Genomic DNA, 19,698 nt, shown 5'->3' with positions numbered 1-19,698 from the left:
TAGCGCCGTCAAGCCCCCGTCGTGGGCGAGGCCGCGGCGTACCGTGTCGGGCATGAGCGAGCTGTCCGCCCCCACCGGCCGTGAACCCGCGCTCGTCGCGCAACCCCGCCCCGACGGGTCGGCGCCGCGGGCTCTCGTGCTCGGCGCCACGGGCTACCTCGGCGGACGGCTCGTGCCGCGGCTGCTCTCCGCGGGATATCGCGTGCGGGTGCTCGCCCGCGACGCGCGGCGAGTGGAGGCCTTCCCGTGGGGGCACGACGTCGAGACGATCGAGGGCGATGCGACGGATGCCGCCGCGGTGGCCCGCGCGGTCGACGCGGTCGACGTGCTGTACTACCTGATCCACTCCATGGGCGGCGGCCGGAATTTCGAGGATACCGATCGCCGCGCGGCGCGCACCGTCGCCGACGCCGCGGCCGCGGCATCCGTCTCGCGCATCGTGTACCTCGGCGGGCTCCACCCCGACGACGCCCCGCTGTCGGCGCACCTGCGCTCGCGCGTCGAGGTGGGGGAGATCCTGCTCGCCAGCGGCGTGCCGACGCTGGTCCTGCAGGCCGGGGTCGTGATCGGGTCGGGCTCTGCGTCCTTCGAGATGGTGCGTCATCTCACGGACGTTCTCCCGTACATGCCCGCGCCGAAGTGGGTGCGCAATCGCATCCAGCCCATCGCCGTGCGCGACGTGCTGCACTACCTGCTCGGAGCGGCACGGGTCGCGCCGAACGTCAACCGCGCGGTCGACATCGGCGGTCCCGACGTGCTGCGCTACGGCCAGATGATGAACGGGTACGCCCTCGAGGCCGGACTCCACCAGCGCGCCATCGCGTCGCTGCCGGTGCTGACGCCCCGGCTCGCCTCGCACTGGGTCAACCTCGTCACGCCGATCCCCAAGTCGATCGCGCGTCCGCTCGTGGAGTCGCTCCAGAACGACTGCGTCGTGAAAGACCGCGCGATCGACGATCTCGTGCCCCGCCCCGAGGGAGGCCTGCTGCCGTATCGCGAGGCCGTCCGGCGGGCCCTCGGGCGCGTGAACGACGACGCGATCGAGACGAGCTGGCAGGATGCCGAGGTCTCCGGCGCCCCGAGCGATCCGCTGCCGAGTGACCCGGACTGGGCCGGACGGCTGGTGTACACAGACGAGCGGACGATGCGCACGAGCGCGAGCCCCGCGCAGCTGTGGTCGGTCATCGAGGGCATCGGCGGGGAGAACGGCTGGTACTCCTCGCCGCTGCTGTGGGCGATCCGCGGATGGATGGACAGGCTGGTGGGGGGTGTCGGCCTCGCGCGCGGTCGTCGCAGCCGCTCGGTGGTCACCGTCGGCGATGCGCTGGACTTCTGGCGCGTCGAAGCCATCGAGCCCGGTCATCTGCTGCGCCTGCGGGCCGAGATGAAGGTGCCGGGCGGTGCGTGGCTCGAGCTGCGGGCGACGCCGGAGGGCGACGGCGCGCGGTTCGACCAGCGCGCGCTGTTCTTCCCGACCGGGCTGGCCGGCCGCCTCTACTGGCTCTCGGTGCTGCCCTTCCACGGACTCATCTTCAGCGGCATGGCGCGGCGCATCACCGCCGCCGCCGTACACGTGCAGCGCGAAGACCTCGCTCCCAAAGCCAAAGCGGGGCGCATCGCGCCCGAGGTTCCCGAGGTCGAGACGATCGCTGCCGCGACCGACTCCCGCGCCTAGGCTGGATCCGTGCCGCACACCGCCCGGGTCATCACCGTGTCCGACCGCTCCGCCGCCGGACTCCGCGAGGATCGGGGCGGTCCGCTCGCCGTCTCGCTCCTGCGGGACGCCGGCTTCGACTGCGGCGACCCGGTCGTCGTCCCCGATGGCGCGGACAGCGTCGAAGCGGCCCTGCGCGCGGCGATCGCCGCGGGCCGCGGGCTCGTCGTCACGACCGGCGGCACCGGCATCGCGCCCACCGACCGCACGCCCGAGGGCACGGCGCGGGTCCTCGATCGCGAACTCCCTGGCATCGCCGAAGAGCTCCGCCGACGGGGACTCTCCGACACCCCGCTCGCGGTGATCTCGCGCGGCCTCGCAGGGATCGCCGACCCCGGCACCCTCGTGGTGAACCTTCCTGGGTCGACGAGGGCCGTGGCATCCGGAATCTCGGTGATCGTCGAGATCGCCCCCCACGTGCTCGACCAACTCGCCGGAGGAGACCACGCATGAGTGTCGTCCGCATCGCCCGTCTGTCCGAGGAGCCGCTCGACCTCGACGCGCACCTGCGCGCCGTCGAGGACGACGCGTCGGGCGCCGTCACGACCTTCGTCGGTCGCGTGCGGAACACGGATCCGGATGCCGATGACGCCGTCGTCGCGCTGGAGTACAGCTCGCACCCCGACGCGCCCGCCGCTCTCCACCGCATCGCGCAGGAGGCCGCCGCGGGCACCGACGCCATCGTCGCGGTGAGTCACCGCGTGGGCCGGTTGGAGGTGGGGGAGGCCGCCGTCATCATCGCCGTGGCATCCGGTCACCGTGCCGAGGCGTTCGAGGTGTGCCGCACCGTGATCGAGACGATCAAGACCGACCTCCCGGTGTGGAAGCGTCAGGTCGAGGCCGACGGCACGACGGCGTGGAAGGGCCTGGGCGGCTAGACCGGTCGCGCGACGGCGTGCGCGGCGGGCGGGAAGTGGGGCGCGCGCGGCGCGCAGCTGGCGGGGGAGTGGCGCGCGCGGCGGGGAGTGGCGCGCGCGGCGGGCGGGCGATCGCGGCGCGCAGCCGGGATAAACGCTATCCGCGCACATAAACGCGTGCAGAGCGTGTTTCTCTGCGCGAACAGCGTTTATGGGGAGCGAACGACGCGGAGCGCCCCGATCAGCCGCCCGCGAACGGCGGGAGCACATCGACGTGCGTGACGCCGTCCAGGGGCGCGTCGTCGTCGTGACGCGTGCCGTCGACGAGCACGGCGCAGCGGTTCAGGATGCCGACGAGGGCGGGGTGGTCGGCGACGACCGCCGTGCGCAGCGCCGACAGGGAGGACTCGGTGCGGTCTTCGGCATCCGTTCCCGCGGCCTCCGCGGCGGCGGCGAAGTACCGGACGCGGACGCTCACGCGCCGGCTCCCTCGTCGGGGGCGGAGCCGGCGGGCTCGCCCGGCCGCACCCAGTCGCCCGACTTCCCGCCGGTCTTCGACACGATGCGGACGTTCTCGATGAACGTGCTCTTGTCCATGCCCTTCACCATGTCGACGATCGCGAGGGCGGCGACCGAGACGCTGGTCAGGGCTTCCATCTCGACGCCGGTGCGGTCGGCGGTGCCGACGGTGGCCTCGATCTCAACGCCGTCGTCGGTGATCTCGAGATCGACCGACGCACGGTGCACGCCGATCACGTGCGCGAGGGGGAGGAGCGCCGGCGTCGACTTCGCTGCCTGGATGCCGGAGATGCGCGCCACGGCCAGCACGTCGCCCTTCGGGGCGGTGCCGTCGCGCAGCGCCGCGACCACCTCGGGCGCGCAGCGCACGAAGCCGCGGGCGGTCGCGGTGCGGACCGTGGGCTGCTTGAGGGTGACATCGACCATGCGGGCGTGGCCCGCGGCATCCAGGTGCGTGAAGGTCATGGAATCAGCATGACATCGAGCGCGTCGCCCACCGACACGGCGGACACCTCGGCGGGCACGATCGCGAACGCTTCGGCTCGCGCGAGAGAAGCGGCGAGGTGCGAGCCCGACCCGCCGGCCGTGGCCGGTCGGACGGTTCCCGCGACGAGATCGACCGCGGCCGGGAGGTACTGGCGGCGTCCGGGCGGTGTCGTCCAGGCCTCGGATGCCGTGAGCCGGGCGATGCGCCGATCGAGCACCGCGCGTCCCTGCAGGGCCAGGAGGGCGGGCCGCACGAACACCTCGAACGACACCGCGACGCTCACGGGGTTGCCGGGGAGGCCGAAGACGAGACGCCCGTCGGCGAGAGCGCCGAAGGCCTGGGGCTTGCCGGGCTGCATCGCCACCTTCTCGAAGGCGATGCGGTCGGACAGGGCGAGGCGCACGGGCTCATAGGCCCCCGCGCTCACGCCGCCGGTGAAGACCACCACATCGGCGCGCGAGACGCGCGCGAGGACGGTCTCGATTCCCGCCGGATCGTCGCCGACTCGGTCGACGAGCTCGATGTCGGCGTCGGCGGCCGCGACGAGCGCGGCGAGCAGTGTCGCGTTCGAGTCGGGGGTCTGCCCGCGCGTGGGCGTGTCGCCCGGGGCGACGAGCTCGCTTCCGGTGGAGACGACAGCGACACGGGGGCGGCGGCGGACGGCGACCTCGGCGACCCCGGCCGCGGCGGCTGCCGCGAGAGCAAAGGGGCCGAGGTGTTCTCCCGCCGAGAGGACGACGTCGCCGGCGCGGGTGTCGCCGCCGCGCCGACGGATGAAGGCGCCCGCGGCGGCGGGGGCGCGGAGGACCTCGATCGTGTCGAGCGAGTCGGCGAGGCCCCCGGCGGTGTCTTCGAACGGGACGATCGCGTCGGCGTCGGCGGGAACAGCGGCGCCCGTCATGATGCGCGCCGCCTGGCCCGGCGCGAGGGAGGGGTCGTCGGCGGTGCCGGCCGGCAGGTCGGCGATCACTCGCAGGGACACCGGGTGCTCGGCATCCGCCCCCTCGACGTCGGCGAAGCGGACCGCGAAGCCGTCCATCGAGGAGTTGTCGAAGCCGGGGAGGTCGTGCGCCGCGAGCACGGGCTCGGCGAGGGTGCGGCCGGAGGCCTCGGACAGCGACACGGTCTCGGCGGGGAGAAGCGAGGCGGCGGCGAGCACCCGGGAGCGGTGCTCTTCGACGGTGAGGAGTTCGGTCACGCTCGGGCCTTTCGAGTCGGGGCGGCGTGTGCCGCCGCCTGTCGTGCATGTCTTCCCGTCCCCGGATAGCGCTGAGGTGCGCTGTTTGTCCGGCGCGAGTGTGCCACCGCGTGCATTTCGTGCACCTCAGCGTGGGTTGTCACGGTCGCCTCGCGGGGCTCAGGGGGATGACGTCGTGGCGGGCGCGCAGCGCGTCGATGACGACCACGCGCCCGAGCAACGGTTCGCCGGCGCCGGTGACGAGCTTGACGGCCTCGGTCGCGAGCAGACCGCCGACCTGCACGCACAGGGAGCCGAGCACGCCGACCTGCGCGCACGTCGGCGGTTCGCCCGCCGATCCGGGCGGAAAGAGGTCGCCGAGCACGACCGGTGCGTGTCCCTCGGGCGGGGCCGACCAGAAGACGGTCACCTGGGCGGCCCACTCCTGGACGGCTCCCCAGACGAGAGGGATGCCGAGGGCCTCGGCCGCGGCGGCGACCGCTTCGCGCGTGTCGAAGGTGTCGCTGCCGTCGATGACGAGGTGGGCGCCGTCGAGCAGTTCGCGGGCATTGTCGGAGGTCAGGCGTACCGTGCGCTCATGGACGACGGTGAGGGGCGAGAGATCGCGAACGGCGCGGGCGGCGGATGCCGTCTTGGCGGTGCCGATGTCGTCGACGCGGTGAGCGAGCTGACGCTGCAGGTTGGTGCGTTCGACCGTGTCGTCGTCGATGACCACGAGCTCGCCGACGCCCGCCGCCGCGAGGGCGAGCAGCACCGGAGACCCGAGGCCGCCGGCTCCGATCACCGCGATGCGCGCGGCCGCGATCCGCCGCTGCCCCTCCTCACCGATACCGGCGAGCACGGCGTGACGAGCCGTGCGGATGAGTTCTTCGGGGGCGAGGGATGCCACCGGCTCGACGAGCGGTCTCATCCGCCGATCGCGCTCATCGTGCGCTCGGGCTGGACGAAGTCGGCACGCGCGAGCCCTACGCGATCGGAGCCGTGGGCGCGGGGCTTGAGCCACATGGCATCCCGCCAGATCTGCGCGAGACCCTCGTCGTCGGCGCCGTCACGGAGCGCCGTGAGCAGGTCGGTCTCTTCGTGCGAGAACAGGCACGACCGGATGCGGCCGTCGGCGGTGACGCGCGTGCGTGAGCAGGCCGCGCAGAACGGTTCGGTGACCGACGAGATGATGCCGACGTGCCCGGCGAGGGCGGTCTCGCCGAGGCGGCGCACCTCCCAGCGCTCGGCGGGCGCGGCGCCCCGGCCCCGGGGGTCGGCGGTGAGGGTGAAGGCCCCCTCGATCGCGGCGCGGATGTCGCGGGCCGGGATGACGTTGGTCGCGCTCCACGACCGGTCGCCGTCGAGGGGCATGTCCTCGATGAAGCGCATCTCGAAGCCGTTCGAGACCGCCCAGTCGACCAGGGGGACGACCTCGGTGTCGTTGATGCCCCGGAGGAGCACAGCGTTGATCTTGATGGGGCCGAGGCCCGCGGCGCGCGCGGCCTGAAGACCTGCGAGCACCTTGTCGAGGTGCGGGCGGCGCGTGAGCTCGGCGAACGTCTCGGGGTGGAGGGTGTCGAGCGAGACGTTCACGCGGTTGAGGCCCGCGTCCCTCAGGGGCTGGGCGCGGCGGTCGAGGCCGACCGCGTTCGTCGTCAGCGAGATCGGCAGATCGGGATTGTCGGCGCGGATGCCGGCGATGATGTGCTCGAGATCCTTGCGCACGAGGGGCTCGCCGCCGGTGATCCGCAGTTCTTCCGCGCCCAGGGAGTGCACCGCGACGCGGACGATGCGCCGGATCTCGTCGGCGCTCATCAGCTGCGACTGCGGGAGCCACGGCATCCCGTCGGCCGGCATGCAGTACGTGCAGCGGAGGTTGCACTTGTCGATCACCGAGACGCGCAGGTCGGTGGCGACCCGGCCGAAGCGGTCGAGGAGACCGCCGCTCTGCGGAGCACCGGCCACGGACGCGGGCGGGGCCGTAGCGGGGGAGCGCTCGTGCTCCGCGGACGCGGGGCCGGTTCCGCCCGTCGTGCGGACCGCGCCGAGTCTGCTCGTCGCGCCGTTCGCGGTCACGGTCGCGCCGAGGGGGACGACGACCGGACCACGCGTCGCGCTCGCGTGCTCGGCATCCATGGGTCGAGCCTAGGTCAGCGGAGAGGAGGCGGGGGCGTGAGCAGGGGATCCGGAGTGGGCGGCGGGATGGCTGTCGCGGCGCTGCGTTTTGAGATGGGAGGAGATTCGGGGAGGGGAGGACGGAGCCGCGGCTGGGCGTCCTCCCCCGCAGGAATCTCCTCCCGCGGGGGCGATCGGCGTTCGCGGCCCGCGGTACCGTCGTCGTATGCCGAACAGCTTCCGGATCGCCACGGCCGCCCGCCTCCTCGGGGTCAGCGACGACACGGTGCGGCGCTGGATCGACCAGGGCGTGCTCCCGACCACGGGGGCGTCACCGGTCGAGATCCCGGGAGCGGCGCTCGCGGAGCGCGCCGTCGCCCTCGCCGACGAGCCCGTCGACCCCACCGGGATCGCGTCGAGCGCACGCAATCGTTTCGTCGGGGTCGTCACGCGCGTGCGGATCGACGGGGTGATGGCTCAGGTCGATTTGCAGTGCGGTCCCCACCGGGTGGTGTCGCTCATGTCGGCGGAAGCGGCCGAGGAGCTCGCTCTCGAGCCGGGTTCTCTCGCTGTGGCGTCGGTGAAGGCGACGGTCGTGACGGTGGAGGCGCCGCGCGGCTGATCGGCTCGGCCTCGACGGGAGCGAAACTCCTGAGTTTCGCCGTCGCGCCGCGCTGTGGGGCGTGGTGTGTACCCCTTCCGGATGGTTTCTCAGGAGTTTGGCCCGCTGGTGACCGCGGTCGCGCCACGAGGGATCGGGCCTCAGCGGCCCGAGCGGGCGGAGAGCGGATATATTCGACCTGAATATCCGCAAATGCGGATCCATGTCGAGGCGCCTGGCGCCGGGAAAGGAACTCCCATGCGCCGCCCCCTGCGTCTCGCCGGTGTCCTCGCCACCGCCGCTCTGCTCGCCGCGTGCGCCAGCCCGTCGTCTCAGCCCGCGGCATCCGCGGATCAGCTGGGCGTGACGCTCGAGGTCTACGCCGCGGCGTCTCTGCAGCGCTCCTTCGACGAGATCGCGACGGCGTTCGAGGCCGCGCACCCGGGCGTCACGGTGGCTCCCGTCTACGACGGGTCGAGCACGCTCGCGACGCAGATCGGCGAGGGTGCCCCCGCCGACGTGTTCGCCTCTGCCGATGAGAAGAACATGTCGAAAGTGGCCGCGCAGGCCCCCGACCCGCGCATCTTCGCGGCCAACACCCTCGTGATCGCGGTGCTGGCGGGCAACCCCGGGGGCGTCGAGGGGCTCGAAGACCTTCCCCGTGTGACGACGGTGCTGTGCGCCCCCGAGGTCCCGTGCGGGGCGGCATCCCAGACGCTCCTCTCGAACGCCGGGGTGACCGTGAGCCCCGCGAGCGCGGAGCAGAACGTCACGGCCGTGTTGTCGAAGGTCGCCGCGGGCGAGGCCGACGCCGGACTCGTCTACGCCACCGACGTCGTCGGGCGCGACGACATCGAGGCGATCGTGCCGGACGGGGCCGACGCGGTGGTGAACCGGTACCCCATCGCGGCCCTGACCGATGCGCCGAATCCCGGAGCGGCGGCCGCCTTCGTCGCCTTCGTGCTGTCGGACGACGGTCAGCGCATCCTCGCCGACGCGGGGTTTCAGTCGCCATGAGGGCGGCGGGGTACGTCCCGCGCTGGCTGATCCTGCCCGCGGCGGTCGGCCTGCTCTTCCTGCTCGTGCCGCTGACCGCGCTGATCGCCCGGATGGAGTGGGACACGCTGATCAGCGATGTGACGTCGGATGCCGCCCTCTCGGCGCTCGTCCTGTCGCTGGCCACGGGGGCCGTCGCCACCCTGGTGTGTACGGTCGTCGGAATCCCGCTGGCCCTCGTGATCGCGCGGAGTCCCGCGCGGACCGCCGCTCTGCTGCGGGCGCTGGTGACCGTGCCGCTCGTCCTACCGCCCATGGTCGGCGGTGTCGCGCTCCTCTACCTCTTCGGCCGGAACGGCTGGTTCGGCGCGCTCGGGCTGCCGTTCACCACCCCCGCGGTCGTGCTCGCGCAGGTGTTCGTCGCGCTCCCCTTCCTCGTGCTCGCGGTCGAGGGAGCGTTGCGCAGCACGGGGGTCGAGTTCGAGCGCGCGGCCGCCTCGCTCGGCGCGTCGCGCGCGACCATCCTGCGGCGCGTGACGCTGCCCCTCGCCGCGCCAGGGATCGTCGCCGGCGTCGTGCTGTGCTTCGCTCGGGCGATCGGCGAGTTCGGGGCGACCGCGCTGTTCGCCGGCAACCGTCCCGGCGTCACGCAGACCATGCCGCTCGCGATCTACACCGCGTTCAACGGCGCCGGCGTCTCGCAGGGAACCGCCGTCGCCCTGTCGCTCCTGCTGCTCGTGACGGCGGTCGCGGTGCTGCTGCTCGTGCGCGGGTGGCGCCCGGGGGTGGGGCGATGAGCGGGCGGAAACCTGGCGATCAGGCGGTCGCCCCGATTCCGGATGCCGCCGCCCTCCACGCGCACGTCGTGGTCCGCCGTCGCGACTTCTCCGTCGACATCGCCCTCGACGTCGCCCCCGGCGACACCGTCGCGGTCATGGGCCGCAGCGGAGCCGGAAAGTCGACGCTCCTCGGATCCCTCGCCGGACTCGTTCCGCTCGACGGGGGAGAGATCGTGCTCGACGGACGTGTCCTCGACCGCGCTCCGCGCGTGCGCACCGCTCCGATGCACCGCGGGATCGTCCTGCTCGGGCAAGACGCGCGCCTCTTCCCGCACCTGACGGCGCGCGAGAACGTCGCTTTCGGCCCGCGAGCGGCCGGGGTCCCGGCATCCGTCGCCCGTTCCTCCGCCGACGAGTGGTTGACCCGGGTGGGACTCCCCCGTGCGGGGGACCGCCGGCCCGCGCAGCTCTCGGGCGGGGAACAGCAGCGGGTGGCCGTCGCCCGGGCGCTCGCCGCGGAGCCGCGCGTGGTGCTGCTCGACGAGCCCCTCGTCGCGCTCGACGCGGTGACGGCGGCGGAGGTCCGCGCGACGCTTCGCGAGTGCCTCGCCGGGGTCACGTCCGTCGCCGTCACGCACGATGCGGTCGACGCGGCCGCGCTGGCCGACCGGCTCGTGATCGTCGAGCGAGGAAGGGTGACCCAGGAAGGGGCAGTGCGCGAGGTGCTGTCCGCCCCGGCGACCGAGGTCGCCGCGAAGATCGCGGGGCTCGAGCGGCTCGTCGGTGTGGCGCGCGCGGGCGGTTGGGAGGGGGCCGGAATGCGCCTGGAGTCGACGGATGCCGCCTCTCGCGCTCTCGTCGGGAGCGACGGGGTCGCGCTGGCTGCCGTCTTCCGCGCGTCCGACCTGCGGCTGGGAGAAGGATTCCCCGCGATCGTGTCGCACCTCGAGCCGACGCCGTCGGGCGTGCGCGTCGTCACCGACCGCGGGGCTGCCGAGGTGGCGCCGGGTGAGGCCGCGGGGCTCGGTGCGGGAGACGCCGTGCGGGTGAGCGTGGCGCCCGATCGGGTGCGGTTCGTCGCGGCATCCTGACTCTGTGCGCCCTGTCGGGGCGGCGATCGACGGCAGGACCCTTACCCCGGGGCTCGACGCCGGTCGTGGCGGGGGTGACCCGCGCATGCGGCGGCACTCACCCGCCGCATGTAAAACACACCGTCAGATGGCATGCATACATGCCTTCCTGGTTGGCTGTCCCTGTTCGACGGATGACGGCGTACCAACGCTGTGAGGGGGCATAGTGATGGCTACGGCAAGTCCACCCGTGCGCGCTTTCCTGATCTACGGCCTTGTCCTCAGCGTGGTGATGGCGGGGTTCCATCTCGTGGCCGCCGGGGCGAGGGGCATCGATCTCGTGGCGCTGATCGTGCTGGCGCTCGCGGCGGTGACGATCGCCGTCGCGGCTGTCATCCTGCGGAAGCCGCTGACGCGTGCGCCCTACGCCTTCTTCGTCTTCCATGTCGTGAGTTATGTGATCGTCGCGGGCTCCACCTCTCTGCATGCCTTCGTGGCGGACTGGGCGGGTGCGCGCGGGGGTGGGCTCGGGTGGATGATCGGCCTGTGGAGCGTGGGGCTCCTCGTCCACGCGTTCGCCTCGGTTGCGCGCAACGGGTTTGCGGATGCTGACCTCTGAGGAGCACCGTCTCGTCGAGTACGCGTGCAAGACGTGGGCGGACGGGCATGTCAAAGCCAGCTTGGCGGTGTTCGCAATGCTCGCCCTGAGCAGCCGGCCGCAGTGGGTCGGTGACGTGCAGGAGAGCGTGCGCGAGATGTCGCGCGGCGCCATGCAGCCCGACGCGCAGACCCTCCACCGGATGATGCGTCGGCTCGACCGGCTCGGACTCGTGAGATGCGTGCGTTACGAGTCGCGGGGTCCGGGTGCGGCGCGCAAGATCTTCGCCCTGACCGAGGTCGGTGAGGCGGCGATCACAGCGCACTTCTCCCGGTCCTGGGGCCACCTGTCGTCGCAAAGCTTCGTCCACGCGTGGCGCCGGGTCGCGGCGAACGATCTTCCTGACTGCGCGTGCTGTCGGGGCCGCGTCCGTATCTCGGAGTGGCGATGACTGTCGTCAATATGCATGCCATCGGCCCTGGTTGCCTCGAAAGGGGCATGTTTGAGTGCTGTCGTGGGTAGTCGCCCACGACGGAGACCACGAGGAAAGACAGGAGTTTCGGATGCTCAACGTGCTCGATCGAGTGGAGGACAAGTTCTTCGCCGAAGAGGCATCGGTCGCACCGGGCGGCTGGTGCTGCTGGTGCTGGTGCTGCTGCTCCATCAACTTCAGCATCTTCTGACCGGGCGACGGGCGGGTTCGACCGTGGTTCCAGGTCGATCCCGCCTGTTTCCCGAAGGGCATCAGATGACAACGGAAGGAATCCCGCTTTGACCGCTACCGCCCCGTCTCCCTCGAATGCGCACGGCGTGTCCGACGCAACGACCTACCGCCTGCGGACGGGCTTGTACGTCCTTCCCCACGGTGACGATGAGGTCTTCGTCCGGGAGGGCAGTCGTGCCGCGTTCTCGAAGATCGTGCGTGATCCCGCTCGTCGGCGTCTGCTCGCGCGCATCGTGCAAGCGGCGACCGCCCCCGTCACAGCGGCCGCACTCGCCGAGGGCTGGGGAGTGGACGGGGCCGACATCGAGGAGATCGCGGAACAGCTCACCGAGGCCGGGGTGCTGACCCCGTGCGGGGGGCCCGCGGGCACGACGATCGTGGCCCTTCACGGACGAGGACTCCTCGCCGATGCTCTGACGGACCTCGCGCGAGGCGATTCGCGTCTCGACGTCCGCTCGCTCGACGAACTCGACGACGTGCACGAACTGATCGCCGACGAGGGAGTGGAAGCGGGGGATATCGTCCTCGCGATCGTTTCGGATGTGCTCGACCCGGTGCGCTTCCTCAGGGCCAATACGGTCTCGCTCGAGTTCGGCATCCCTGCGGTCTACGTCCACACCGACGGCCCGGAGGCGGTGATCGGTCCCATGGTCGTACCCGGCGAGACCGCGTGCTATCTGTGCCACGACCTTCAGGACGAGGGGGCCCGGCATCTTCGCGACGAGTACCTGGTCTACAAGGACAGTTTGAGCCGCGGCGTTTCCGGCCCGGGTGGCGACGCCGCCGTCATCGCGCTCGCGGCCGCGTGGGTGCGGCTTGCTCTTGCGCGACGCGATCCGTCCTCGACCGGCTTCCTCGATCAACGCGTCCTTCGTGTCGAGACGAGCCGGATGGAGGTCATGAGTCACCGCGTCCTCACCATTCCACGATGCCCCGCGTGCGCCACGACTCGGCCCGAGCTGCAGCACACCTTCCTCTGACGACATGGCCACTCTCAGCGATCACCAGAAGAACAATCGCATCGTCTTCGAGACGGTCGAACCCGGTTACGAGCACGGCGTCGAACAGACGGTGCTCTCCGGGCCCCATCTCCAACTCCTCGCGCCCACACCGCGCGACCTTTATCAGCACCGCCTGCACGACGTCGACGGCTCTGTTTCCGAGATGTATCAGGCCAACGCCCGGTGGCGCCTCTCAGACCTCGACGCCGCACCGAGCGACAACGAGGCGCAGCAGTTGCGGGCGTGGTTCCTCGCCTCCGGTCGCACCTACTCGACCATCGAGGAGAACGTCTCGGGCGTGCAACTCGCCCTCACCGACGTCCCCTCGCCGCTCGGCACGGCGCTCGCAGCCGTGGCACGTCTCGGCGCGGAATCCGGACTGTTGTACGGCTCCGATGTGGTCCTGCTGTGGCGCGGCGCGACGTGGTTGCTGCCCGCGTCGTCATCTCACCTCGTGCGTATGCGTCTCGTCGGGCCGAAGCTCCAGCGACGCCTCGTGAGCGCCACTCCGGTCGACAAGCGCGCGGCCTTCGACGCGGCGTCCGCGATCGTGTCGGTGACGACGGTGCCGTGGCGGGTCGAGATTCTGCAGGGTCCGCGTGGCTACCGCGTGGCCCTTCAACAATCGGGATTGCTGCTCACCGTCCTCATGCAGACCCTCGCTCGAGCGGGTGGCGCCCCGACCGTGGCAACGGACTTCGCCGACATCGAGGTCGACACGGTCTTCGACCAAGACGGGATCGAGCGGTTCACGACTGCTCTTGTCGCCGTCTCCGCGGAGGCCGCGCCGCGACCGCCCGGCACGGACGCCGGTCGCACGCCAGAAGACGCCGTGACAGACGCTGATCACGGGGAGGGCGCCCGATGACCGCCGAACACGCGACCGCGCTCGATCGGCCGAACACCGTGCCCGCGCTGATCGACGACCTCACCGTCCTTCTCGACCGCGCGGCGGCCGATGGGCTGTGTCACCCCTCGTGGGCGGCGGCCGCTCTGGACCTCGTGCGCGAAGGCGTGCCGTTGATCAGCGACGACGACGTTCTTGTCGCCCACCTTATCCATCGGTCGCTGCGTGCCGAAGCGAGCAAGGACGGGCCACCGGTCTCGCGCCTCGCGACCATGCGCGCTCCGGATCTCGCCGTCGGTCGGCCCGGCGAACGCCGCGTGAGCCTCCCGGGGGATCTGCCCGACATGCTGCAGCCTTTCGCCGAGCTCGTCGCCGAGCGCCGATCGACGCCGATGTACGGCAGTGACCCTCTGCCACTAACGGATCTCGCCGGCATCCTGAGCCAGTCGTTCGGTTCGAGAGGCTTCGAACTCGGATACCAACGCCGCGACATCCCCAAGCGCGTCGGGGCATCGGCGGGCGGCCTGCAGTCTTACGACTGCCAGGTGATCGTGAACGACGTCGAGGGTCTCGAACCCGGCAGGTACTCCTACGATCCGCTCGGGCACGAATTGGTGATCGAAGAACTCGGCGACTTCCGTCTTCCGCTCCGCGACGCGGCGATCGAGTCGGACTTCCTGCTCTTCGCACAGGCGGTGATCGCCCTGACCGGAGACTTCCCCCGCGTGGCGTGGAAGTACGGCACTCGCGGGTATCGCTACATGGGGCTGGATGCCGGGATCGTCACGGCTCACGTCTACCTCGCCGCCACGGCACTCGGCGTGAGCGTCAACGCCCTCGCCGCGTTCGCCGACGATCCGCTCAACCGATTGCTGCGGTTGGACGGCAAGGACCGGTTCGCGCACTTACTCATTCCCATCGGCACCGCTCCCGGGCGCCGTCCCCGATGACCGGTCCCCTCGAGGCGATCGGCGCGGCCGTCGGTGTTCTCGCCGTGTTCGGCATCGTGATGGCCGTGCTCGATCTCGTCGCCCGCGGCGGGGCGTGGTGGCTTCGAACGGTGGTCGAGGAGCACGGCGCTGTCGTGTACGTGGCGGTACTGCTCGTCGCCACCTTTGCTCTGGCGGTGACGGGCGCGCTCGACCCGCTCGCCGCGCTCCGCATCGACGTGGGGCCGACGGTGGTGCTCGCGTCGGCGATTGCGATCCCGGCAGCCGTGACGTGGTATGTCGTCGAACTGGCCGTCTCGTCGGCGTCCGTGCGCGCGCAGGCGGCGCATCGCCCGGGCGGCCGCGTCGGTTCCGTTGTCGACGGGGTCGCCGACGTCGTTCGACGCCCGGTCCTGTGGTGGTCGTTGGCGGTCGCTTCGGCGGTGACGGAGGAACTGATCTTCCGGGGGATGCTGCTCGTCAGCCTCGCCAGCGCGTGGGGGGTGCTCGCCGCCGTCGCACTGTCCGCCGTCCTGTTCGGTTTGCACCACATCTCGTTCGGCGCCCCGTCGGTGGTGTCCAAGACGGTGGGCGGGATCTTCCTCGGCGTCCAGACGGTCGTCTGCGGCTCCGTCGTCCCGGCGATCGCGACGCATCTGATGTTCCAGGCGCTGGTCTTCCGCCGGCTTCGGCGCCGACGGACGGCGCATCATGTCGGTTGATTTCCACGCCACGGGGGAGGGATACCTCCGTTCGCCGCGGCACAGTTCGCTGCGAGATGTCGTGCAGAGCACCATCGCCGCCGAGCGCGCGGCCGGTGTCGTGGTGACTCGCCGACTGGGGGTCTCTCTCGCCTGGTGGCTGTTCGCGAGGGAGTACGACGAGCGCGTCGGCATGACCGGCGACGACCCGCACCTCGGCGCGACCGAGTGGGGCGGAGAGTGGATCGAGACGGAGCCACGCGGACCGCAGGGGTGGTGGCCGGCGCCTCAGTGCGACGGTGTCGTCTTCGATGGCCTCGCGCGACTGGGTCTGCGCTGGGTGTGCCTCGGCGCTTCGGTCGGCGATCAGCTCGATCGGATCGCCGGCCTCGCCCGCGATCGGGGGTTGGCGTTGGCGCTGCGACCATCTCCGGGGGCGGTGCGGTTTGCCGCCTCGAACCCGTCCGTCGAGGCGACCTGGGAGTCGCTGCCCGCCCTCCTTGCGGTTCTGGTGACGGGGGAACATGCCGGTGTCCCGCCGGAGTCCACGGCCGACGTCCTGCGTGTCGTCGCTCGGGCGAGTCAGGATGACGTCGTCAGGGCGATCGATCGAGTCTCCGCCCTCGGCTTGCCGGTCGTCCCGCTCCTGACCGTCGCCGAACGGCAGGCGGGTCTGCGCGCGCTCGTGTGGTCGCCGCAGCTGAGCGCGGCGGCTCGTGCTCTGCCCTATCACGAGCGTCTGCTGTCGCTGCGTGCGCCCGGCGCTCTGCGGATGGGCGGGCGTGAGGCGGCCTTGCACCTCGGCATTCCTCTGCTCGATCGGGCCGGTGAACGCGAGGTCGCCGCGGGGCTCGAGCGCTCGCGCGAAGCGGTGCGCGAGCTGTATGCCCGCGGCCATGACGTTCGCGCGGGTTCGGGCGCTCCCGGGGCGGGCTGCGCGCCCGGACTGGCGGCGCTCGACGAGAACGAGGCGTTGGCGGCACTGGGGGCCGCCGCCGAGGCGGTATCGCGATGAGAGGGAACGAATGACGAGCGACATTCCGTTGTTGTCCGTGCGCGGTCTGGGTAAGGCGTACGGGCCGGTGCGTGCCGTCGTCGACGCTTCGCTCGAGGTTCGCGCCGGAGAGATCGTGTGCCTCGTCGGCCCGAACGGGTCGGGCAAGACCACGCTGATCGAGTGCGTCGAGGGGCTGCGCGCGCCCGATGCCGGTCGGATCGAGCTGCTCGGCGACGCCGGAGGGTCGCGCCGCGAACGCGCCAGGATGCTCGGGGTGCAGTTGCAGGAGGAGGGGTTCCCGGGGCGCATCCGCGTCGCCGAAGCCGTGATTCTGTACGCAGCGATCTACGGCGTCGTCGGCGCTGACGGTGACCTGATCGCGCGGCTGGGACTCGAGGAGTTCTCGCGCCGGCCGTTCGAGACGTTGAGCGGCGGGCAGAAGCGTCGGACGGCCCTCGCTCTCGCGTTCATCCACGACCCGCGCCTCGTGATCCTCGACGAGCCGTCCGCCGGGCTCGACCCCGAGGGCCAGGGTGAGATCATCCGCCTGCTCGTCGACCGGGCGTCGACGGGAGTCGGGATGCTGGTGACCACCCACGACATGCACGTCGCCGCCGAGATCGCGCACCGCGTCGTCGTGATGTCGCGCGGGCGCACCATCGCCGACGGCACCCCGGCGGAGCTGCTCGCGGCACTCCCGCACGAATGGTGCCTCACGGGTATCGACGCGGCGTCGTCCTCACAGACGGCGTCGGCGGTGCGCGACGGCCGCAGCACGCGCACCTACGGGCCGGTCGACGATCTGCGCGCGGCATACGAGGCGTTGACGCCCGCCCAGCGGGCACGCGCCACCCTGCGACGCACCGATCTCAGCGACATCGCATTCCTCGGCGGTGTCGCGCACGACGAAGGAACACCCGCATGACGTCTCTCGTCCGCTCGCTCCGGGCTCTCGTCGGAGTGGAACTGCGCCTGTTCCTGCGCGAGCCGACAGCGATGTTCTTCTCGATCGCCTTTCCCCTGATCCTGCTGCTGTTCGTCGGCTCCATCGGAGCAACCGACGAGGTGGCGCCGGGCATTCGCTTCATCGACACCTACATGGCGTCGATGGTTGCCGTCACCGCGGCCAACGTCGGCATCATGGGGCTGTCCATCCATGTCGCTGAGAACCGCTCGCGCGGGGCGCTGAAACGGTACCGTCTCTCTCCTCTCCATCCCGCCGTGTTCTTCGGGGCGCAGTTCATCACAGCCGCTGTCACGGTGACCGTCTCGCTCCTCGGTCTCATCGTGGTCACCCTCGTGCTCTACGGGTTGTCTTCGACGGCGAATTGGCCGGCGTTCCTGGCATCGGCCCTCGGGGTGCTCGTCGTGACGGTCGCGTGGGGGGTGCTCCTCGGCGGCCTCCGTCTGCCGATGCGCAGTGTGCAGGTGGTGTCCGCCGCCGTGTTCTTCGTCATGTTCTTCTCGAGTGGAGCGGCCCTGCCCCGGCAGTCGTTCCCCGATTGGCTGCAGGCCATCGTGCAGTGGAACCCTCTCGCCATCGCCAACGATCTGCTGGTCTTCACCTATAGCGGCTATGGCGAGGTCGACGCCTCGCGGCTCTTCGCCCTGACGCTCTCCACCGTTGTCGTCGTCATCGTGACGACGCTCACGTTCGATTGGGAAGGACGTAGTTCATGACACCCGTACGCCTCGAAGAGACGCACTGGAACCGTCGCCGCCCTGTGGTGGCGACCACGTTGACGCGCGAAGAGGAGAGGTCGCTCGCGGAGATCGAGTCGCTGCACTCGCCCGACGGCTTCATCCGACTGCTTACGACGTACTTTCGCGCGGCATCCGGCGCGCATCTGCACACCGCGCACGGGCAGTACTTCGACTTCGACCACATCGTGAGCCGTGTGCTCGGGGTGGCGGGATTGAACTCGGGCTACAGCTCGCAGGTCTACGGCGGCGGCAAGGGCCTGGATCTGCCGAACGCCTATGTGTCCGCGATGGGCGAGGGTGTCGAACGCGTGCTCGGGTCGTTCGCGTTCCTGCAGTGGGCCGACCGCCTCGCCTACGGCAGCCGCCGCGAGATGCAGCGACAGGGGCGCGTGTGTCTGGGAGCGGACGATATCCCGCTCTTCTCCGACGCGCAGTACGCCGACCCGCACTTCCTCTTCGACCGGTGGGGCGACGACGACCACCTCGGGTGGATCCCCGGCCGGCGCCTGTACGCCGGCGACGAGGTGTGGGTGCCCGCGCAGCTCGTGCTGTTCACGTACTATCGGCAGCCCGAGGAGCCGCTCATCGGTCTCGCCCCCAGCGGCGGACTCGCCTGCCACGTCTCGACCGACAAGGCCGTCTTCCACGCTCTCGACGAACTTATCGAACGTGACGCGGTCAATCTTCGCTGGCATGCCCGGGTGCCGCTCGACGAGATCGTGCTCGACGTGCCTTTACGTGACCGCCGCCTCCAACGCGCGGTCGATCGCCTCCACGAGGGGGTCGGAGCCCCGAGATTCTTCCTTCAGAACCTTGACTTCCCCGAGTTCCCGGTCATCACCGCCGTGCAGTTCGACGAGTGGCTGCCCGAGATGACCTACAACGCAGGCGGGGGGATCGGACCGACTCCGGATGCCGCGATGCGTTCCGCCCTGGGGGAGTACTCGCAGTCGGAGCGCACTCTGCGCATCTGCCAGCAGACCGACAACTGGCAGTTCCGGGCCTCGTTCGAGCGGCTCTTCGGCATCCACCCGGATGCAGAGCCGCACGAATTCCTCCGCTTCGTGCAGGCCATCACGTTCTATGGCTACCCCGAGAACGCGCGCCGCACCGATTGGTACTTCCGCGGCGGCGGGGAGGTGCGCCTGAGCGAGCTGTACGACATCGTCGATCGGGCCGACCCCGATCCCGTCGCTCGTCTGCATTCGTCGTTGCAGAAGCGGGGGATCGACCCGATCATGTTCGACTTCAGCCACCGCGACCTCATGCAGACGCGCATCTGGAAGAGCTATATTCCCGAGCTCGCGCAACCGTACCCGCCGCAGACTCCGGCCCTCGGGCATCCGCGTTATCAGACCGTGCCGGTCGAAGCCGGATTTCGCGCCGAACCTGTCGGCGACGATCTGCTCTCAGACCCCCTGCCGTACCCGTGAGCGGCGACGTGAGTTCGCACCGGCGACGAGACGCGCTCGCATCCACGGCCGTCGCACTGGCGTGCACGCGTTTGGGTGCGGTGCTCGGGCTGATGCCCGTGATCGTCGCATCCGTGGGGGCGCAGAATCTGCTGCCGTTCGCGCTGCATCTCGCCGGCGCCGCGGCGACGGTGATCACGCTCGTGCAGCACCGGGTCGTTCTCCGTCTGATCGGGATCGCCTTCACCGGCTACAGCACGATCGCCCTGGCCGGCACGGCTCCGCCTCTCGTGGCGACGTGGCTGTGGGTGTGCGGCGGTGCACTGACGGCGAGTCTGCTCATGGTGGTTCTTCGGCCCGGGGGGCGCCCGCGCCCCGCGGCGTGGATCGCCGGGGTCGTGGGCGGCGTCGTGGGCAGTGGCGTGTCGCTGCTCTTGCTCTTGACGTGACGGCTCCGGCGGGTCCCG

General features: G+C 71.0%; 23 protein-coding genes. 18 read left to right on the top strand and 5 right to left on the bottom strand.

The window, feature by feature from the left end; all coding sequences use genetic code 11:
- Positions 1 to 52 precede the first annotated feature (52 nt).
- Genes P2P98_RS08010 through P2P98_RS08000 form a run of 3 tightly spaced genes read left to right on the top strand, consistent with a single transcriptional unit; the run spans position 53 to position 2,592 of the window.
- On the top strand, positions 53 to 1,675 hold the full coding sequence (locus tag P2P98_RS08010) for an SDR family oxidoreductase (RefSeq protein WP_275798854.1): 1,623 nt from the start codon (positions 53 to 55) through the stop codon (positions 1,673 to 1,675).
- 9 nt (positions 1,676 to 1,684) lie between these two features.
- A complete protein-coding gene (locus tag P2P98_RS08005) occupies positions 1,685 to 2,167 on the top strand; it encodes a MogA/MoaB family molybdenum cofactor biosynthesis protein (RefSeq protein ID WP_275798851.1) in 483 nt (160 codons plus the stop codon).
- Complete coding sequence (locus P2P98_RS08000) at positions 2,164 to 2,592, top strand: molybdenum cofactor biosynthesis protein MoaE (RefSeq protein ID WP_275798848.1); 429 nt, start codon at positions 2,164 to 2,166, stop codon at positions 2,590 to 2,592. The genes P2P98_RS08005 and P2P98_RS08000 overlap by 4 nt, the downstream gene beginning before the upstream one ends.
- 220 nt (positions 2,593 to 2,812) lie before the next feature.
- On the opposite strand, the gene P2P98_RS07995 is transcribed toward P2P98_RS08000, so the two are convergent.
- From P2P98_RS07995 to moaA, 5 genes are all read right to left on the bottom strand, one after another.
- On the bottom strand, positions 2,813 to 3,049 hold the full coding sequence (locus P2P98_RS07995) for a MoaD/ThiS family protein (RefSeq protein ID WP_275798846.1): 237 nt from the start codon (positions 3,047 to 3,049) through the stop codon (positions 2,813 to 2,815).
- The gene (gene moaC, locus P2P98_RS07990; RefSeq protein ID WP_275798843.1) at positions 3,046 to 3,555 is read right to left on the bottom strand and encodes a cyclic pyranopterin monophosphate synthase MoaC; all 510 of its coding nucleotides are present in this window, start codon (positions 3,553 to 3,555) and stop codon (positions 3,046 to 3,048) included. Before moaC ends, P2P98_RS07995 begins: the two co-directional genes overlap by 4 nt.
- Entirely contained in the window at positions 3,552 to 4,775 is a 1,224-nt protein-coding gene (gene glp, locus P2P98_RS07985; protein WP_275798840.1) for a gephyrin-like molybdotransferase Glp, read from the bottom strand. The genes moaC and glp overlap by 4 nt, the downstream gene beginning before the upstream one ends.
- Positions 4,776 to 4,914: 139 nt before the next feature.
- The gene (locus tag P2P98_RS07980) at positions 4,915 to 5,685 is read right to left on the bottom strand and encodes a HesA/MoeB/ThiF family protein (protein WP_275798838.1); all 771 of its coding nucleotides are present in this window, start codon (positions 5,683 to 5,685) and stop codon (positions 4,915 to 4,917) included.
- Positions 5,682 to 6,893, bottom strand: coding sequence for a GTP 3',8-cyclase MoaA (gene moaA, locus P2P98_RS07975; RefSeq protein ID WP_275798835.1), 1,212 nt, complete (start codon positions 6,891 to 6,893; stop codon positions 5,682 to 5,684). The genes P2P98_RS07980 and moaA overlap by 4 nt, the downstream gene beginning before the upstream one ends.
- Positions 6,894 to 7,098: 205 nt before the next feature.
- On the opposite strand from moaA, the gene P2P98_RS07970 reads away from it, so the two are divergent.
- From P2P98_RS07970 to P2P98_RS07900, 15 genes are all read left to right on the top strand, one after another.
- The gene (locus P2P98_RS07970; protein ID WP_275798832.1) at positions 7,099 to 7,494 is read left to right on the top strand and encodes a TOBE domain-containing protein; all 396 of its coding nucleotides are present in this window, start codon (positions 7,099 to 7,101) and stop codon (positions 7,492 to 7,494) included.
- A gap of 237 nt (positions 7,495 to 7,731) precedes the next feature.
- Positions 7,732 to 8,490: a molybdate ABC transporter substrate-binding protein gene (gene modA / locus P2P98_RS07965; RefSeq protein WP_275798829.1), complete on the top strand. Its 759-nt coding sequence runs from the start codon at positions 7,732 to 7,734 to the stop codon at positions 8,488 to 8,490.
- Positions 8,487 to 9,266 carry a molybdate ABC transporter permease subunit gene (modB, locus tag P2P98_RS07960; protein ID WP_275798826.1) on the top strand — a complete coding sequence of 260 codons (780 nt, stop codon included), beginning with the start codon at positions 8,487 to 8,489 and terminating at the stop codon, positions 9,264 to 9,266. Before modA ends, modB begins: the two co-directional genes overlap by 4 nt.
- Entirely contained in the window at positions 9,263 to 10,339 is a 1,077-nt protein-coding gene (locus P2P98_RS07955) for an ABC transporter ATP-binding protein (protein ID WP_275798823.1), read from the top strand. The genes modB and P2P98_RS07955 overlap by 4 nt, the downstream gene beginning before the upstream one ends.
- A gap of 208 nt (positions 10,340 to 10,547) precedes the next feature.
- Positions 10,548 to 10,937 carry a hypothetical protein gene (locus P2P98_RS07950; RefSeq protein ID WP_275798820.1) on the top strand — a complete coding sequence of 130 codons (390 nt, stop codon included), beginning with the start codon at positions 10,548 to 10,550 and terminating at the stop codon, positions 10,935 to 10,937.
- The gene (locus P2P98_RS07945; protein ID WP_275798817.1) at positions 10,924 to 11,367 is read left to right on the top strand and encodes a PadR family transcriptional regulator; all 444 of its coding nucleotides are present in this window, start codon (positions 10,924 to 10,926) and stop codon (positions 11,365 to 11,367) included. Before P2P98_RS07950 ends, P2P98_RS07945 begins: the two co-directional genes overlap by 14 nt.
- Before the next feature lie 359 nt (positions 11,368 to 11,726).
- Positions 11,727 to 12,620, top strand: a complete 894-nt coding sequence (locus tag P2P98_RS07940) for a TOMM precursor leader peptide-binding protein (protein ID WP_275798814.1) — start codon at positions 11,727 to 11,729, stop codon at positions 12,618 to 12,620.
- Between the two features lie 4 nt (positions 12,621 to 12,624).
- The gene (locus tag P2P98_RS07935; protein WP_275798811.1) at positions 12,625 to 13,509 is read left to right on the top strand and encodes a hypothetical protein; all 885 of its coding nucleotides are present in this window, start codon (positions 12,625 to 12,627) and stop codon (positions 13,507 to 13,509) included.
- The gene (locus P2P98_RS07930) at positions 13,506 to 14,438 is read left to right on the top strand and encodes a SagB/ThcOx family dehydrogenase (RefSeq protein WP_275798808.1); all 933 of its coding nucleotides are present in this window, start codon (positions 13,506 to 13,508) and stop codon (positions 14,436 to 14,438) included. Before P2P98_RS07935 ends, P2P98_RS07930 begins: the two co-directional genes overlap by 4 nt.
- Positions 14,435 to 15,139, top strand: a complete 705-nt coding sequence (locus P2P98_RS07925; RefSeq protein ID WP_275798805.1) for a CPBP family intramembrane glutamic endopeptidase — start codon at positions 14,435 to 14,437, stop codon at positions 15,137 to 15,139. The genes P2P98_RS07930 and P2P98_RS07925 overlap by 4 nt, the downstream gene beginning before the upstream one ends.
- On the top strand, positions 15,129 to 16,133 hold the full coding sequence (locus P2P98_RS07920; RefSeq protein WP_275798802.1) for a hypothetical protein: 1,005 nt from the start codon (positions 15,129 to 15,131) through the stop codon (positions 16,131 to 16,133). Before P2P98_RS07925 ends, P2P98_RS07920 begins: the two co-directional genes overlap by 11 nt.
- A 10-nt stretch (positions 16,134 to 16,143) precedes the next feature.
- Entirely contained in the window at positions 16,144 to 17,040 is an 897-nt protein-coding gene (locus tag P2P98_RS07915; protein ID WP_275798801.1) for an ABC transporter ATP-binding protein, read from the top strand.
- On the top strand, positions 17,037 to 17,795 hold the full coding sequence (locus P2P98_RS07910; RefSeq protein ID WP_275798798.1) for an ABC transporter permease: 759 nt from the start codon (positions 17,037 to 17,039) through the stop codon (positions 17,793 to 17,795). Before P2P98_RS07915 ends, P2P98_RS07910 begins: the two co-directional genes overlap by 4 nt.
- Positions 17,792 to 19,252: a YcaO-like family protein gene (locus P2P98_RS07905; RefSeq protein ID WP_275798796.1), complete on the top strand. Its 1,461-nt coding sequence runs from the start codon at positions 17,792 to 17,794 to the stop codon at positions 19,250 to 19,252. The genes P2P98_RS07910 and P2P98_RS07905 overlap by 4 nt, the downstream gene beginning before the upstream one ends.
- Before the next feature lie 92 nt (positions 19,253 to 19,344).
- A complete protein-coding gene (locus tag P2P98_RS07900) occupies positions 19,345 to 19,680 on the top strand; it encodes a hypothetical protein (RefSeq protein ID WP_275798793.1) in 336 nt (111 codons plus the stop codon).
- Positions 19,681 to 19,698 lie beyond the last annotated feature (18 nt).

The organism is Microbacterium sp. Kw_RZR3, from assembly GCF_029222405.1.
In the GTDB taxonomy this organism is placed as follows: domain Bacteria; phylum Actinomycetota; class Actinomycetes; order Actinomycetales; family Microbacteriaceae; genus Microbacterium.
Note: the sequence above shows the minus strand (reverse complement) of the source record. Positions and strands in the feature narration are given on the sequence as shown.

What these genes read in the sequence shown, in the direction of transcription:
- P2P98_RS08010 (WP_275798854.1), top strand. Translation starts at nt 53, where the DNA reads ATGAGCGAGCTGTCCGCCCCCACCGGCCGTGAACCCGCGCTCGTCGCG.
- P2P98_RS08000 (WP_275798848.1), top strand. Translation starts at nt 2,164, where the DNA reads ATGAGTGTCGTCCGCATCGCCCGTCTGTCCGAGGAGCCGCTCGACCTC.
- moaC (WP_275798843.1), bottom strand. Translation starts at nt 3,555, where the DNA reads ATGACCTTCACGCACCTGGATGCCGCGGGCCACGCCCGCATGGTCGAT.
- P2P98_RS07980 (WP_275798838.1), bottom strand. Translation starts at nt 5,685, where the DNA reads ATGAGACCGCTCGTCGAGCCGGTGGCATCCCTCGCCCCCGAAGAACTC.
- moaA (WP_275798835.1), bottom strand. Translation starts at nt 6,893, where the DNA reads ATGGATGCCGAGCACGCGAGCGCGACGCGTGGTCCGGTCGTCGTCCCC.
- P2P98_RS07970 (WP_275798832.1), top strand. Translation starts at nt 7,099, where the DNA reads ATGCCGAACAGCTTCCGGATCGCCACGGCCGCCCGCCTCCTCGGGGTC.
- modA (WP_275798829.1), top strand. Translation starts at nt 7,732, where the DNA reads ATGCGCCGCCCCCTGCGTCTCGCCGGTGTCCTCGCCACCGCCGCTCTG.
- modB (WP_275798826.1), top strand. Translation starts at nt 8,487, where the DNA reads ATGAGGGCGGCGGGGTACGTCCCGCGCTGGCTGATCCTGCCCGCGGCG.
- P2P98_RS07955 (WP_275798823.1), top strand. Translation starts at nt 9,263, where the DNA reads ATGAGCGGGCGGAAACCTGGCGATCAGGCGGTCGCCCCGATTCCGGAT.
- P2P98_RS07950 (WP_275798820.1), top strand. Translation starts at nt 10,548, where the DNA reads ATGGCTACGGCAAGTCCACCCGTGCGCGCTTTCCTGATCTACGGCCTT.
- P2P98_RS07945 (WP_275798817.1), top strand. Translation starts at nt 10,924, where the DNA reads ATGCTGACCTCTGAGGAGCACCGTCTCGTCGAGTACGCGTGCAAGACG.
- P2P98_RS07935 (WP_275798811.1), top strand. Translation starts at nt 12,625, where the DNA reads ATGGCCACTCTCAGCGATCACCAGAAGAACAATCGCATCGTCTTCGAG.
- P2P98_RS07930 (WP_275798808.1), top strand. Translation starts at nt 13,506, where the DNA reads ATGACCGCCGAACACGCGACCGCGCTCGATCGGCCGAACACCGTGCCC.
- P2P98_RS07925 (WP_275798805.1), top strand. Translation starts at nt 14,435, where the DNA reads ATGACCGGTCCCCTCGAGGCGATCGGCGCGGCCGTCGGTGTTCTCGCC.
- P2P98_RS07920 (WP_275798802.1), top strand. Translation starts at nt 15,129, where the DNA reads ATGTCGGTTGATTTCCACGCCACGGGGGAGGGATACCTCCGTTCGCCG.
- P2P98_RS07915 (WP_275798801.1), top strand. Translation starts at nt 16,144, where the DNA reads ATGACGAGCGACATTCCGTTGTTGTCCGTGCGCGGTCTGGGTAAGGCG.
- P2P98_RS07910 (WP_275798798.1), top strand. Translation starts at nt 17,037, where the DNA reads ATGACGTCTCTCGTCCGCTCGCTCCGGGCTCTCGTCGGAGTGGAACTG.
- P2P98_RS07905 (WP_275798796.1), top strand. Translation starts at nt 17,792, where the DNA reads ATGACACCCGTACGCCTCGAAGAGACGCACTGGAACCGTCGCCGCCCT.
- P2P98_RS07900 (WP_275798793.1), top strand. Translation starts at nt 19,345, where the DNA reads ATGCCCGTGATCGTCGCATCCGTGGGGGCGCAGAATCTGCTGCCGTTC.